Origin of the sequence: Vulcanisaeta sp. JCM 16159 (assembly GCF_001316265.1) — an archaeon.
Lineage (GTDB): Archaea > Thermoproteota > Thermoprotei > Thermoproteales > Thermocladiaceae > Vulcanisaeta.
In genome coordinates this window covers 37308-49484 of record NZ_BBDN01000011.1, presented here as the reverse complement: position 1 = coordinate 49484, position 12177 = coordinate 37308, and the positions used below count along the sequence as shown (strand labels likewise).

At 48.8% G+C, this 12177-nt stretch carries 24 protein-coding genes and 2 pseudogenes; 9 read left to right on the top strand and 17 right to left on the bottom strand.

Annotated features, from left to right (window positions below; all coding sequences use genetic code 11):
- Positions 1-95 precede the first annotated feature (95 nt).
- The 4 genes from JCM16159_RS10640 to JCM16159_RS19400 form a co-directional block, all read right to left on the bottom strand.
- Positions 96-446 (bottom strand): LacI family DNA-binding transcriptional regulator, encoded by a 351-nt coding sequence (locus tag JCM16159_RS10640; RefSeq protein WP_243666668.1) that lies wholly within the window; start codon positions 444-446, stop codon positions 96-98.
- On the bottom strand, positions 443-565 hold the full coding sequence (locus JCM16159_RS19405) for a hypothetical protein (protein ID WP_367834464.1): 123 nt from the start codon (positions 563-565) through the stop codon (positions 443-445). The genes JCM16159_RS10640 and JCM16159_RS19405 overlap by 4 nt, the downstream gene beginning before the upstream one ends.
- 81 nt (positions 566-646) lie before the next feature.
- Complete coding sequence (locus JCM16159_RS10635) at positions 647-880, bottom strand: hypothetical protein (RefSeq protein ID WP_243666667.1); 234 nt, start codon at positions 878-880, stop codon at positions 647-649.
- Entirely contained in the window at positions 877-1008 is a 132-nt protein-coding gene (locus tag JCM16159_RS19400) for a hypothetical protein (RefSeq protein ID WP_367834463.1), read from the bottom strand. Before JCM16159_RS19400 ends, JCM16159_RS10635 begins: the two co-directional genes overlap by 4 nt.
- A gap of 144 nt (positions 1009-1152) precedes the next feature.
- On the opposite strand from JCM16159_RS19400, the gene JCM16159_RS19395 reads away from it, so the two are divergent.
- Both JCM16159_RS19395 and JCM16159_RS17210 read left to right on the top strand, forming a co-directional pair.
- Complete coding sequence (locus tag JCM16159_RS19395) at positions 1153-1269, top strand: NifB/NifX family molybdenum-iron cluster-binding protein (protein WP_367834462.1); 117 nt, start codon at positions 1153-1155, stop codon at positions 1267-1269.
- Positions 1239-1427 (top strand): hypothetical protein, encoded by a 189-nt coding sequence (locus JCM16159_RS17210; RefSeq protein WP_243666666.1) that lies wholly within the window; start codon positions 1239-1241, stop codon positions 1425-1427. The genes JCM16159_RS19395 and JCM16159_RS17210 overlap by 31 nt, the downstream gene beginning before the upstream one ends.
- Before the next feature lie 242 nt (positions 1428-1669).
- Here JCM16159_RS17210 and JCM16159_RS17205 read toward each other — a convergent pair whose 3' ends face one another.
- Genes JCM16159_RS17205 through JCM16159_RS17195 form a run of 3 tightly spaced genes read right to left on the bottom strand, consistent with a single transcriptional unit; the run spans position 1670 to position 2848 of the window.
- On the bottom strand, positions 1670-2155 hold the full coding sequence (locus tag JCM16159_RS17205) for an MFS transporter (protein WP_243666700.1): 486 nt from the start codon (positions 2153-2155) through the stop codon (positions 1670-1672).
- Positions 2137-2553: a hypothetical protein gene (locus JCM16159_RS17200; protein WP_243666665.1), complete on the bottom strand. Its 417-nt coding sequence runs from the start codon at positions 2551-2553 to the stop codon at positions 2137-2139. The genes JCM16159_RS17205 and JCM16159_RS17200 overlap by 19 nt, the downstream gene beginning before the upstream one ends.
- Positions 2554-2566: 13 nt before the next feature.
- The gene (locus tag JCM16159_RS17195) at positions 2567-2848 is read right to left on the bottom strand and encodes a hypothetical protein (protein ID WP_243666664.1); all 282 of its coding nucleotides are present in this window, start codon (positions 2846-2848) and stop codon (positions 2567-2569) included.
- 259 nt (positions 2849-3107) lie between these two features.
- Here JCM16159_RS17195 and JCM16159_RS17190 point away from each other — a divergent pair, with 259 nt between their 5' ends.
- The 5 genes from JCM16159_RS17190 to JCM16159_RS17170 are packed head-to-tail and all read left to right on the top strand — an operon-like array spanning position 3108 to position 5231.
- The gene (locus JCM16159_RS17190; RefSeq protein ID WP_243666663.1) at positions 3108-3329 is read left to right on the top strand and encodes a hypothetical protein; all 222 of its coding nucleotides are present in this window, start codon (positions 3108-3110) and stop codon (positions 3327-3329) included.
- A complete protein-coding gene (locus JCM16159_RS17185; protein ID WP_243666662.1) occupies positions 3329-3637 on the top strand; it encodes an ATP-binding cassette domain-containing protein in 309 nt (102 codons plus the stop codon). Before JCM16159_RS17190 ends, JCM16159_RS17185 begins: the two co-directional genes overlap by 1 nt.
- An 18-nt stretch (positions 3638-3655) precedes the next feature.
- Positions 3656-3832: a hypothetical protein gene (locus tag JCM16159_RS17180; protein ID WP_243666661.1), complete on the top strand. Its 177-nt coding sequence runs from the start codon at positions 3656-3658 to the stop codon at positions 3830-3832.
- Complete coding sequence (locus tag JCM16159_RS17175) at positions 3832-4383, top strand: hypothetical protein (protein ID WP_243666660.1); 552 nt, start codon at positions 3832-3834, stop codon at positions 4381-4383. The genes JCM16159_RS17180 and JCM16159_RS17175 overlap by 1 nt, the downstream gene beginning before the upstream one ends.
- 14 nt (positions 4384-4397) lie before the next feature.
- The gene (locus tag JCM16159_RS17170) at positions 4398-5231 is read left to right on the top strand and encodes a hypothetical protein (protein ID WP_243666659.1); all 834 of its coding nucleotides are present in this window, start codon (positions 4398-4400) and stop codon (positions 5229-5231) included.
- A gap of 12 nt (positions 5232-5243) precedes the next feature.
- On the opposite strand, the gene JCM16159_RS17165 is transcribed toward JCM16159_RS17170, so the two are convergent.
- From JCM16159_RS17165 to JCM16159_RS10580, 9 genes and pseudogenes are all read right to left on the bottom strand, one after another.
- On the bottom strand, positions 5244-5519 hold the full coding sequence (locus JCM16159_RS17165) for a hypothetical protein (RefSeq protein ID WP_243666658.1): 276 nt from the start codon (positions 5517-5519) through the stop codon (positions 5244-5246).
- A gap of 5 nt (positions 5520-5524) precedes the next feature.
- Entirely contained in the window at positions 5525-5836 is a 312-nt protein-coding gene (locus tag JCM16159_RS17160) for an RPB7/RPC8 family DNA-directed RNA polymerase subunit (protein ID WP_243666657.1), read from the bottom strand.
- Positions 5837-5870: 34 nt separating this feature from the next.
- Positions 5871-6281 carry a hypothetical protein gene (locus tag JCM16159_RS10605; RefSeq protein WP_054857803.1) on the bottom strand — a complete coding sequence of 137 codons (411 nt, stop codon included), beginning with the start codon at positions 6279-6281 and terminating at the stop codon, positions 5871-5873.
- 2 nt (positions 6282-6283) lie between these two features.
- On the bottom strand, positions 6284-6637 hold the full coding sequence (locus tag JCM16159_RS10600; protein ID WP_054857802.1) for a translation initiation factor: 354 nt from the start codon (positions 6635-6637) through the stop codon (positions 6284-6286).
- Between the two features lie 61 nt (positions 6638-6698).
- On the bottom strand, positions 6699-6917 hold the full coding sequence (locus tag JCM16159_RS17155; protein WP_243666656.1) for a hypothetical protein: 219 nt from the start codon (positions 6915-6917) through the stop codon (positions 6699-6701).
- 70 nt (positions 6918-6987) lie between these two features.
- A complete protein-coding gene (locus tag JCM16159_RS17150) occupies positions 6988-7329 on the bottom strand; it encodes a hypothetical protein (protein ID WP_243666655.1) in 342 nt (113 codons plus the stop codon).
- A gap of 93 nt (positions 7330-7422) precedes the next feature.
- Positions 7423-8259: pseudogene (locus JCM16159_RS19390) on the bottom strand (S-methyl-5'-thioadenosine phosphorylase).
- 150 nt (positions 8260-8409) lie between these two features.
- Positions 8410-8903, bottom strand: a pseudogene (locus JCM16159_RS10585) (PaREP1 family protein).
- Between the two features lie 190 nt (positions 8904-9093).
- Positions 9094-10179, bottom strand: coding sequence for an ATP-binding protein (locus tag JCM16159_RS10580; RefSeq protein WP_054857801.1), 1086 nt, complete (start codon positions 10177-10179; stop codon positions 9094-9096).
- Between the two features lie 164 nt (positions 10180-10343).
- Here JCM16159_RS10580 and JCM16159_RS17135 point away from each other — a divergent pair, with 164 nt between their 5' ends.
- Both JCM16159_RS17135 and JCM16159_RS10575 read left to right on the top strand, forming a co-directional pair.
- Positions 10344-10520 (top strand): pyruvoyl-dependent arginine decarboxylase, encoded by a 177-nt coding sequence (locus JCM16159_RS17135; RefSeq protein ID WP_243666652.1) that lies wholly within the window; start codon positions 10344-10346, stop codon positions 10518-10520.
- Positions 10504-10767 (top strand): hypothetical protein, encoded by a 264-nt coding sequence (locus tag JCM16159_RS10575; RefSeq protein WP_054857800.1) that lies wholly within the window; start codon positions 10504-10506, stop codon positions 10765-10767. Before JCM16159_RS17135 ends, JCM16159_RS10575 begins: the two co-directional genes overlap by 17 nt.
- 468 nt (positions 10768-11235) lie before the next feature.
- On the opposite strand, the gene JCM16159_RS10570 is transcribed toward JCM16159_RS10575, so the two are convergent.
- Complete coding sequence (locus tag JCM16159_RS10570; RefSeq protein WP_054857799.1) at positions 11236-12138, bottom strand: hypothetical protein; 903 nt, start codon at positions 12136-12138, stop codon at positions 11236-11238.
- Positions 12139-12177: the final 39 nt, after the last annotated feature.

Sequence of the window (12177 nt, the reverse complement as noted above, 5' to 3'; positions counted from 1 at the left end):
TGACCAGTCAGTCAATATAATTACTTAGGGATTATTCCACAGGGAATGTGTAAGTCCCTGCAGAAGCACGTAATTAGTAGGTTGTGAATAATTACTTATGCCTTCCTATTATTCACGCAGATGTTGTTGTTCTTTATCCTTATTATTTCATTCAACACGCACTCCATGTTGCTCAGGTTACTCAGTATTAAGTCAATCCTATCCCTCAACTCAGGCATTTTACCCCTAAGCTCAAGCAACCTCTGCTTAAGCGGTATAACCTCCTTATCAAGCATCTCCACTGGCTGGTTTAGGAAGAGTTCATAGAACATGGGCACCGCAGTGAAAACCCTAACCCTACCCCTCTTCTCGGGCTTAACCATGTAATACCGAACCAGGTTATTAAGTGATTGGGACACAGTCGACAGGCTGAAGCCTGTCTTCTCGGAAATATCCTTCATAGTCATGGGTCCAGGCTGAGGAGAAGCGCCGTGTATATCGCTATGTCCTTCTCACTAAAACCCCAACGCCTAAGTATCCTACCCATTAACTCCAGGGAATCATCCAAGGTATCACCAAGGGCCATGGTAACCACCCAAAACCCTAATAGGAGAAATTAAGAAAAAAATTTTGAATTTTTAAAAGTTACACACAGCATCCTCTAGTCTCACTTCTTAAGTGCCACGAGGATTCCTCCGATCAAGGCAAGTATGGCACCAACCTCCCAGAACCCACCATCAAATGGCATGGTTATTATTGCGAGCACAAAAACAGTCCAGCCAATGGCAGCAGGCCACCTCTTATAGAAGGGTAGTAGTATGAACATGATGATACTAAGGGCTATCTCAGTCCAACCAACCACGGAGACACCGCCATAATGCGGACCATAGAACGTGCTCATGCCGAGCACCAGGCACCATCAATGAGTATTAGCAACGCACCAATTATCGCAAGCCAAAAGCCCCATGTACTTAACCTACCCACCGTTGCCTGTGCGGGTTTAGTCTGGTTTTCACCCATATCACTCACCGACTATACTACTAATTCACTAGTTTTTAAAACTTTCTTAATTTCTAAAAATAATGTAACATTAGAATTTTTAGAAAAATAGAAAGATTAAACCCCAATACACGTGAAGCAATACTTATAAGCCACAAGGGGGTGCGGGTCATTGTGAGGGTATTAATACCCGTGCTTGATGAGAATGGTGAACAATCAAGGATATCACCACACTTCGGCAGGGCCCCATACCTAGCCTTGTGGACATTGATGAGGACGGTAAAATACTAAATATATCATTCATAGAGGGCGAGGGACCACATGAGGAGAGAGGAGAGGATGAACAAGCCTCTGCGGTACGCAGGGGTATTCATGAGAGGATAATAGGGTTAGGACCCGATGCAATTATGGTAATGAGGATTGGGCCCAGGCTGTCTATGACTTCATAACTCATGGGATTAGGGTAATGAGGATCCCTGAAACAGTGGTGACAATTGCCGACGCCATAGTGTCGCTCCACACCGGCACTGTGGAGGAATACGTGCTGGAAAACGAGGAGTAAATAACTAATTATTGCATTAATACTGCCTGGGACCTCCTCGTAGTAATTACGCACGTAGGGCGTAATAATTATGCATAAGTCATTGTTGTCATTGATTAGGGCTTTTGTCCCCTTACTCATAATTGGTACTTAATTAGCCCCATCACCTCTAACCCTATTCCTGTACATGAGGTATATCGTCAAGTCATACATCATCTTCAGGGACCCACTGACTATGAATGGCAGGGAGTAGAGCCTCTGGGTTATTAAATCACCAACTATTAATGGGCCAGGTAGGGAACCAACACTCCTCGCCGTATTCGTTATCGCATTCGCGGGGACCCTCTCCTCATCACTGAATATCTGCGCCATGAATGCCTGCCTAGTCGGCACATCCATCTGCGAAACACTCTGCCTAAGTAGGAGGAATGCGAGGCTATCCATGAGGGAGCCCGCGAGTGGCACTAGGATCAGGAATACGTTTGATAATAAGTGCGTGTATACCATGGTCCTCAAATTACCAATCCTCTCGGCAATCAACGGGGCAATAACCAGCGAGGTCGCCGTAATCGCATTAACAATCATGAACACAATACCCAACTCCCTCAGGGATACCCCTAGCGAATATAGAACCAGTAGGACATTAGGGATTGCGTTACTAGACCACCACCGAAGGAATCCACCGAGAACAGTATTGATAAATTCCTAATGTCAACAACGGCGGTCCTACCCAACCCCCTCAAGCCAAGCCTCCTTCCCCCAGCCTCGATATTACTCATTGCGCTGTAGGTGATGACCATGACCAAGCCAGCCACTGCGTATATGAGGTACATCGACCTAACAAGCACCAGTTTATCCCCCAGGTAGGCCGGTATTGATGATGCGAGGGCGCCCAGTGATGAGGCTGAGTAACCGATTAGGTTGTAAATACCCAAGACCCTACCCAACCTATTGCCCGTGAACCTGGGCAGTACACCAACCTCGATGGATTGGAAGGGACCGGCCTCAGTCCCCGTCGTACTTATGTTATCCATGAACAGCGCCAGGCTAGTATGGGTATAGTGAGGATGAGGATAGGAGGATGCCGGAGGCGAACGTGAGGAGACTAAAGATGATTAATAACCTCCTCCTACCAATCACGTCGCCGAACCACGTAAGTAGTATGTTTGAGGAGGCATTACCGAGGACTATGAGGAATATGGACGCACCAACATAGGTTGGTGAGAAGCCTAACATTGCCAGGTAAATCGGCGTCAACACACTGACCATGCCGAAGACGAAGGTCCTCAACCCCTTAACAAATAAAACCAGGTAAACACTCCTGTGCATTCTAAACTGGGCGAAAAATCACTGATTTAAACATAGTCACTGGTAAAACCGGGGTGATAACCCAATAAAGTAATAAAAGTGGGTGTGTTGGCGTTTAATTGAATGGATTGTGCATTGAGAATTGAAAAATTAACCGTTAAGTACGGGAGCAAGGTCGCCGTTGACGGCCTAAGCACCTGCGTAAGGCAGGGTGAGACCTACTGCCTCCTGGGCCGAATGGGGCTGGGAAGACGACGACGATTAAGGCCGTGCTAGGCTCGTGAGGTATGAGGGGGTCATAGACATACTGGGCATGGGACCACCAAGACCCGAGGTCATGAACCACGTGGGTGCGGTCCTGGAGACCCCACTGGTCCTGGAAACCTTGAGCCCAAGGGACTTCCTGGAGTTCGTTGGCTCGGTTAGGGGTGTTAAGGACTCCAGGTACGTGGAGGCCTTGGTTAGGGCCCTGGGCTTGAGGAGTTCATTGACAGGCCAATAATGACGCTGTCCGCGGGCAATAGGCAGAAGGTGGTTATTGCGGCAGCCCTAATGCATAGGCCGAGACTTCTGCTCATGGATGAACCCTTTAATTATCTGGACGCCAAGTCCGTGAGGGTTATTAAGGAGTTGATGCAGAGGCACCTTGAGTCCGGTGGTTCGATACTCTTCACAACGCACATAATGGAAGTTGCAGAGAGGGTTTGCATGAGGATCGGCATCATAAACATGGGCAAACTCGTAATAGAGGGAACGCCCACGGAAATTATTAACGCAGCCAACGCGGGTATCTCGAGGACGCCTTCCTAAGGGCCATTAAGGCTGAGGATGAAATCAAGGGATTGCTGGAGGGTTTATAACATGAATGCCTGGTGGCTTGGTGGCCTGGTCTATAGGGAATTGATTGTCCAGGCAATAACCCAGTCCAGGAGGACTGGGGCTAGGCCCGTCAGGATTGATAGGATTGTTAATGGCTATGGGGTAATTAAGGCCGTGGCTCGATAATGACCACAACATACCTAGCAGCGCCGCTCATCATAGACCTAATCACGCACTGGAATGGCGCAGTTAGCATGTACCAGACACCACCCTATGAATACCTGGCCATGTACTTCATAATATTAATGATCTACATGCTACTAACTCCAATAGTTACCTCCGTAATGGGCTACCCGGTGATTGGCGACCTACTCAGGGTGTTGGGCCTCGATGAGGGCTCCATAAGGCTCGCCGCAACGGTGGCCATAATTAGGGCCGTGGATGCGCCATTATTTGCGTCAATCATGATGGCAATAATAATATCAGTAATAGCACACACGCCAGTGTTGGTGTTAGTCACGGCGCAGGCACTTCTTCTGGGTTTGATGGGGCCGTTGATGGGTATAGTGGCTCTCGACACCGTGGTCAGGAGGAGGGGATTGGCAAACGCATTCTTGACTAGGTCGCTCGTTATCATAATGAATTCAATACCCTGGGCAATAGCAATGGCACTACTGATGCTCAGTGAGGATCCCGGCATCATAAGCCTGGAATTGCCCAATACATACCGCTGGTAAACGACCCATTAATCATGAAATACCCAATGGCCGTCATGAACTCCATGGCAACCACGGTAATACTCCTCATAACCGATGTGTGCCTAGTGATAAATGCGGGACCCAGGCTGCTGAGACCGAAGATACCAGGCGGCCCAGAGTCCGTGATAAATATTGGGAGGTCATTCATGGGGTTCAGATTCAGGGGTTCATTCACGGGCTTGGTTAGGTACTACATGAAGATGATATTGAGTGCCAGGGGATCCCTGGGTATGGTCATTGGTGGCCTGCTCATGGCCGTGTTCCTATACGCATCCTTGGCCACCTCAATGAATGACCTAAGCCAATTCGGGTTGATGATCGGTGTCATGGCCTACGCAGCTCCACTGGCCTTCATATCCTCATTCCTGCCCGTCATGATGTACAACGCGGAATACTCCGCACTGCCAATAATTCTCACAATACCAATAACACCGATTAGGAGGATGCTCGCAAAAATACCCATGGTACTAACGACGTACTACGCACTCGCAGTACCCATAGTGGCAATACTCACCGCCCTACACCACCAATCAGCCATACCGCCAATCCTAGCCCTCTCCATATCTCCACTTGCCTCAACCGTGATGTCCGCCGTAATATTCCAACTAGAGGTCAGGGACTACCTAAGGGGTTCCCAAGCCCTGGCATTGCTGAACTTGGTCAATACCGTACTAATAATAGTGACGGCCTCAATACCAATGATAGCCTTTATCACGGTCCAGGTAATTACAACGAACACGGCCTACTCAACAATCACCCTATTAATCACGGGCACGGTGGAAACAATGACACTTTCCCTCATCCTAATCGGGCTGGCCAGACGGTGAGAAAGAGGGGGACTACTGCTTCTGCTGAGCCTTGGCCTGTGCGGTCTTTTTACCACCACTGAGCTCCTCCTCAATCCACTCAAGCTTACCAAGCATTGGCTGCCTAAGGGTTAGGCTAACCCTAACCACGTCCCTGTTACCAGCCGTCACGTAGCTAACCCCCACAACCCTAGCCCTAACAACGTCACCCCTACCAAGCCTACGCCTACTACGCTCGCCAACGAAGGCCCCACTCTGCTTGTCATAGAGAACCACGTTATCCTCCATCATCTGAGTCCTATGTATCAAGGCGTCTATGGCCCAACCCTCACGAAGGCCCCAAAGTCCTCAGTCCTAACCACCTCACCCTCAACAACCTCATTAATCAACGGCGTGTAAACCAGGGCCTTAAAGCGAACCCTGTTGTAGGTGGCCCCATCACCGAATATTACCACACCCCTCCTACTGACCTCAACGTCGAATATGGCCACGTAGACACCCACATCCCTCTCAACCCTACCCACGTACTCACCCCACAAAACCTCAAAGGCAACCCTCTCCAGAGGTTCCCCAAACCTACTGGGTGGGATCCTGATGTAGTCCTCGAGTGTCAAAACCCTAAACATGCAGGCTCCGTTTTAAGAAACCCTTTAAAAAAAACTAATCACCCAACCCATAAACCTCCCTCCACGGCCTACCCTCCTCAACCATCCTAAGTATCATAACCCTAACCTTCTCAACACACGTAAGCAGGTCCCTACCAAGCATCTCCGCAATCACTGGGCCGGCCACGGAGGCTATGAAGCCCGAGGAGGCGACAATGGCCATGTACCTAGCCAGGACAAACTCACCACTCAACTCCACAACCCTCTCCATAACCCTCCAGGCATTCACCAACTCATCACCACCGCAATCAACGCCCAGGGCACCACAGGACCTATTAAGGACCTCAATGCATAGTTTTGAGAGGCCATTTATTATTGACGCACCATCACCCCCAAGCGATTCACTAACCCTACCGGGCAACTCATCCTTCAGGTACTTAATTAATGCCTCATCCCTCCCAATCATCCCTAGGTCTCCACAATGGTCTCATCAATCAGTATGTTCTCCTCCCTAAACCCCAACTCCACAAGCAACTTCTTAACCCTCTGTCTCTGGTCACCCTGAACCTCAATGACGTTATCCTTAACAGTACCACCAGCCGCAAGCCTACGCTTAAGCTCCTTGGCAATGCCATTTATGTCTATGGCCTTAACATCAGAACTATCAAACTCAATAACAGTAACCAAATGCCTCTTCCTCCTCTCAACCCTAACCCTAACCAGGGCCTGCTCCTTGGCAATCTCCGACTCAGCCGTACTCTCACCACCAAGCACTGACGAAAGCAACTCATCAACTATGTCTCCCTGACCCTCCCCACTCATGGACCGAGTAAGTAAGCAACACATGTATTTATATCTTTTGCGTCCAGGAAAGGATGCAGCATCACGAAACAAGCAGGGAGGAACCCCCAAGATTAATGAAAACCCTACCGCCAACACTCACCAACGCCCCATACACAAGGAGATAACGAGTAGTCTGGGCAGTACTAAGGCCAAAACCCACCAAGCAGTCCATTGGGGCCGACACATCGATGACGCCGCCATTGACCTCCCTGGTGATGGCCACGGGTCTCGGGAAATCAAGGCCCTGGGCAGGTCCCAAAGATCAAGCGGTGGGTTGAGTGGGCGTGACCTACAGCCCACGGCCCTACGCCCAACCAGTGAGACCCCAATCACGTAGTCACCGACCAGGAACCCGAGGACCAGGTCGAACCAAGGCTTGTCAATGGGTCCCTCAATGGCAACGCTCTAACAACCAAGTCGTTTACTGGGTACTCACGGCCAAGGTCAACCAGGGTGAACCAGGGAACCGCCTGAATGGGCAGTAGGTACTTATCACCAACCCTCCTAGCCCCAAACCTCCTACCCAACTCAACACTCGAAGCCCTAAACAAGGCCTCCAACTCATCCAGGGAGGTGACGGGGAACTTACCACCGAATTGCCTAACAACCATGGGCGCTAGTCGTAAGTATCCTTGGTAGGGACTATAAATGCGTTTCTCCAAAATACGCAAGTGCCCAACAAACTCAAGCTAACAACCAAGGTTAACCCTACGAATTACAAAACCCAACCCCAGAAGGCGGTAACTGGGTTCAATCACCAAACACTAGACACAGGCGTTCCTCAACGCCTCCTCACACTTGACGTGCACGTCCCTGGGTATCCTGGGTATCACGTTTAGGAGGACCTTACGGGCAAGCTCCAGCTTCTCACTCATGACCCTCTCCACAAGCTCCGCAGTCACGGGTTGGTGCGGGACCCAAATGTCGTAGTCGGTCACCAGGGCGAGTAATGAGTAGCACATGCCCAACTCACGCACCAGGTTTATCTCGGGCACGAGCGTCATACCGATAATGTCGCAGCCATAGACATCCCTCCAAACCCTGGACTCAGCCTTTGTGCTGAACCTCGGGCCCTCAATACACACGTAACAACCACCGAGGTGAGTCCTATTAACCTACTAGCCTCCTCATAGAGCAATTGATTAATGACTTGGTTAAAGGCTCAAGGCCAATCTGTATGTGGCAGGTCCTAGGACCGTCAAAGAACGTGTACTCCCTACCCTTCGTCGCATCAAAGAACTGGTCAGGAATCACGAAGTCACCGGGCGCGAAGTCCTGCCTAAGACTACCCACGGCACTGACACTAATCACGGCCTTAACACCAAGGGCCCACAGGGCCCAGGCATTGGCCTATACGGAATCTTATGCGGCGGGTACCTATGCCCACGGCCATGCCTGGGCAGGAAGGCAACCCACTCATTACCAACCCTACCAATCACGACGTTATCACTGGGCAGGCCATAGGGCGTGTGAAGCTGAACCTCAAAGTACTCACTGAAGAAGCCAGCCTCATAAAGCCCACTACCACCAATAACACCAACGTAGGGCAGGGCATCAACACCCAACTCACGCGGGTCAACAGGCGCCTTGGTAACCGTCAACTTCCTAACCTCAACCACGGTAAAGCCGGGAAAAGGACCTATAAAAGCGTTACCCAATAACCAAATAACGAGGCAGAAACCAACGGCTAAGCACAATCACGAACCACCCACTAAACCCTCCCTCAATGCCTTAAGCTACTCTCAAGTACGTCACTCTGCCTTATCCTCTGCTTTAGGTTCTCTTCTGTTCACTAACTCCCCCATCAGCTTTATTACGGTTGTTGCTGCTTTCTGCCTATCCCTGTACTTGCTCATTGCCATGTCTGGTCCGGCCCATTGTATTGATAATCATGCAGTTCTAGGGTTACCGCAGTCCATGCAGATATTCCGTAGTGACCAACCTCCTCGAGCATCTGTGATAGCTTGACCATCCTCGTGGTTGGAATCCTCGGTACAGCCCTATTAGCAAGCCAATTCCTCTCCTCATCATCCCTAGCTACCTGTAATAGTTTGTTTAACTCAAGTCTCAGTAAGGCGGCAAGAAAAGCCCTCCAGGCCTGGAAGGCCTTACCAGCCGCATTCCTAACGAGACCCTCGTTGAGAAACCACAAAGCCAAACCAGCCTCAACGAGTGACTCAAACAACTTGGCATTAATGTAATCCTCAGTAGTTGGCTTAGGCAAAGGCCTCTCAAGGGGCTTCAGTATTCGCAACTTATTAATTGAGTTAGCCCTTAAATACTTAGTGATTTGCCGTAATGCCGGTAACTTAATTTTGGCGATTGGATTCCGTGCTTCAGATTATTCGTTACATAAAACCCGCCGTTAATTATTACTAATAAGGGTAAATGCGCACAAATCCTTACCGCCTAATACGGCCTTATCCACGCACTACCTAGCGCTGCGGTTCGCTCGTTCGTGAGTACTTCCTAATTAATTCATCGTAATCGACCTCCCTAAGCATTGGGTCAATTAGCCTATACTCGCCCTCCCTGACCCTCTCAACGAAGTTATAATTAATTAAGGCATTTAGCGCATTTACAAACTCTCTATCGCCGAACTCCCTACCGAGCCTTGCCGTTACTGCGAACTTAATATCCTTCCACCTATTCACGAATCTCAATGCCGATAGTATGGCCAGGTAGAGCGCCTTGTTCGCCTTATCCTCTAGGAAGTGCTCAAGCTCGCTGATCATTATCTTAACGCCCTCATTAACCGTCTCCCTCAGCGAATCCTCTATGCCCAAGCCCCTAACCCCATGGTAATTACCGAAGAGTGTTAACCAACCAATCACGCCATCAAGCCTATTGATGACGGTGTCAAAGGCGTGGAATTGAATACCCAACTCATTAAATCCCCTCCTTAGGAATTCCCTGGACAATTCATCACTAAACGACCTAAGCCTAACCTCCACCGGCGGCCTGCCGTACAGTGGTGACTCGGGGCTCGGCCTTAGTAATGCCTTAACGAGGCCCACGTACGACCCGGTGAACACGAAGGAGACCCTCGGATTACTCGCGAATACGTTGCCGAGTATCTTTAGGAATTGACCACTGACCCTACTCAACTCCTGAACCTCATCAATCCCAATCACGGTATCCTCATCGATTGATAACAGGAGTTCCAACAAGCCATTGAATACCCTGGAACCCCTACTTAGGGTGATACCCGCCGAGCCAATGATGAAGTTCAGCGAGACGGTAAGCCTAAGCCTTACGCGTGATTTATTGATCTCATTAATTAATATCGCAAGCAAATCCCTAAGCGTTGTGATGCCCCTCGCATTGACGTAGATTGCCCTAAATCCATCCCTGGATAACTCATTAAGTACAACCTTCAATAGGCTGGTCTTACCAATACCACGCTGACCACTAATGACAACCCAATTACCAGCCCTAACCTGTCTCTTAACATACTCAACCTCCTCATCCCTACCAAAAAGCTCATCCCGAACCTCCTTCGGGTGCAGGTCAAAGAGCACTGCAGACCCAGCAGTAACTGAAGACCCAGCAGTTATAAGGATATCTCCCGAGGAATCATCAAGACACTTCTCAAGCCAGGTAATAGCCTTAACACATAGTCCAGGATACACGTACTAATTAACAGGACCTACGGCCCAAGCATCAATCCCTACGCAATGATTCAATGGCCTTCCTGAGCCTATACTCCATTCTCTTCATGTATATTGCCATGGCGGCCATTCCGAGGAATTGTAATCCGATCAGGGTCCCATCCCTACTACCACCAACAACGAGAATCCTCTCCCTAGAAACACCAACGCCATTAACTCCGCAGAACCACGCAGATGGAAGTAGAGTATGACCATGGTGTCGCCGGGAATAACCACATAATCACCATAACAAAGAAGATAACCATAGGAAACCTCGCTAGGGACGGGGTGGGCAAACCCACAGACCTCGTAATAAAGAACTTAACAACAAACAAAGAAGCCACAACAGCAACAACCACCACAGTCACCAAAAACCATCCCACCCTCAAACCCACAACCATCAACCCCACACCACAGAACCCCCATTTAAAACTTCAGCATCACAAACAACACCCCTAAAACCACTCAAAGAAAATCAACAACCAATAAGCACCACCCACCAACACCAATAAAGACACAAATTAAACACAGTAAAATCAGACTTAGGAACCACAATAAAGTAAATTAAAATCGCGAGGAAGCTATAGTAATTGAAATCAAGTTCAATTCCTATTTAATTTAATTAATCATAAAGCTTAATCATCAGCCCTGCCACCACTCATAGCCCGGCAGTAGTGGTACTATCACGTTACCAACACTCGTACTCAACACCACAAAGCCACAGGACAACCCAACCACGCACCTGAGAGAGCGTAATTCACTACACAAGCCATTTAGACGCGCCTTAGGGACTAATTAAGGCCATTAAGCGACCTCACGAATCGTGGAATTGCACGTACCAATACCTACAGGTATTGCGGTTACTGGGAAACGGAGTTTGACGTGCACCTCAAGCTTTATTGACTTACCCCATTAATATTTTGCTCATTACCCACTTGTTATTCCCATTGGTGTTAACGTCATTGACCAACCACCAGTCTCATAGTTAATACTCACTATGTAATTATCACCTATGTACGAGCCAGGACCATTGATAAACTCAATAACTAACCAATAAATTCCATTACCTAACAGGATTTCCGACCCCGTTGCATAACCGGCACCACAGCCCATCCCAAGTGCGGGTGCGGTGGTTGGGGACTTAATTACTAGGGTTATTGGGTAGTAGGAGGATGAGGATGCCGCACTGCAACTTATGTTATTCCAACTAACGCCGCCGGATATTAAGTTGCTAAGAAAAACGTGATACACTGCGTAATATACCACGTTACTCGGCATTAATGCCTGGATCGACTGATTGCCTAGGCTTATTGACTGGGGTGTTAATGTTAGTGGTCCGTATGGGGCTATTACTACGAGTATTGCCGTGTCATTACCAACAACCTCATCGTTGAAGCCATCAATCGTTAAATTCACAAGGCCACGGTACACCCTGATGGGGATTGCTATTATACCCATCGTATTAGGCTCATTGGGCGTAACCTGCAACTGGTCATTCACTAGCCTTGGATAGCCAGGCACACTACTCCAAAGAATCAACTGCCCACCGAGTAATGAACCCACGAAACCCCTCAACTCCTCATACTCACCCCTCAAACTCGTATAATTAACCACAAGTTGATTATACTGCGACTGCAGTGCCGAGTAGTTCGCTTGCAACACCACGTACTGACCCTTTAATTCCGTGCAGTTAATCCTCAGCGAATTAACCTCACCCTGCAACGCCGAAACCTTCGAAGCCTCACCACCAACAAGCATACCAAGGTAAACACCAACAACCACAAGAACCACAACCAAAACAACCACAACATACAAGTACGGATTAGGCATAACCACAAGAAAGAACAACCAACTTTAAGCATTACCCCA

Coding starts and splice junctions, on each gene's coding strand:
- JCM16159_RS17160 (WP_243666657.1), bottom strand. CDS start 5,836: ATGTTTAGGGTTTTGACACTCGAGGACTACATCAGGATCCCACCCAGT.
- JCM16159_RS10600 (WP_054857802.1), bottom strand. CDS start 6,637: ATGAGTGGGGAGGGTCAGGGAGACATAGTTGATGAGTTGCTTTCGTCA.
- JCM16159_RS17200 (WP_243666665.1), bottom strand. CDS start 2,553: ATGGATAACATAAGTACGACGGGGACTGAGGCCGGTCCCTTCCAATCC.
- JCM16159_RS10605 (WP_054857803.1), bottom strand. CDS start 6,281: ATGATTGGGAGGGATGAGGCATTAATTAAGTACCTGAAGGATGAGTTG.
- JCM16159_RS10575 (WP_054857800.1), top strand. CDS start 10,504: ATGGAAGTAGAGTATGACCATGGTGTCGCCGGGAATAACCACATAATC.
- JCM16159_RS10640 (WP_243666668.1), bottom strand. CDS start 446: ATGACTATGAAGGATATTTCCGAGAAGACAGGCTTCAGCCTGTCGACT.
- JCM16159_RS19405 (WP_367834464.1), bottom strand. CDS start 565: ATGGCCCTTGGTGATACCTTGGATGATTCCCTGGAGTTAATGGGTAGG.
- JCM16159_RS17135 (WP_243666652.1), top strand. CDS start 10,344: ATGGCCTTCCTGAGCCTATACTCCATTCTCTTCATGTATATTGCCATG.
- JCM16159_RS17170 (WP_243666659.1), top strand. CDS start 4,398: ATGAAATACCCAATGGCCGTCATGAACTCCATGGCAACCACGGTAATA.
- JCM16159_RS17180 (WP_243666661.1), top strand. CDS start 3,656: ATGAAATCAAGGGATTGCTGGAGGGTTTATAACATGAATGCCTGGTGG.
- JCM16159_RS17175 (WP_243666660.1), top strand. CDS start 3,832: ATGACCACAACATACCTAGCAGCGCCGCTCATCATAGACCTAATCACG.
- JCM16159_RS17195 (WP_243666664.1), bottom strand. CDS start 2,848: ATGCACAGGAGTGTTTACCTGGTTTTATTTGTTAAGGGGTTGAGGACC.
- JCM16159_RS10570 (WP_054857799.1), bottom strand. CDS start 12,138: ATGCCTAATCCGTACTTGTATGTTGTGGTTGTTTTGGTTGTGGTTCTT.
- JCM16159_RS10635 (WP_243666667.1), bottom strand. CDS start 880: ATGAGCACGTTCTATGGTCCGCATTATGGCGGTGTCTCCGTGGTTGGT.
- JCM16159_RS17185 (WP_243666662.1), top strand. CDS start 3,329: ATGACGCTGTCCGCGGGCAATAGGCAGAAGGTGGTTATTGCGGCAGCC.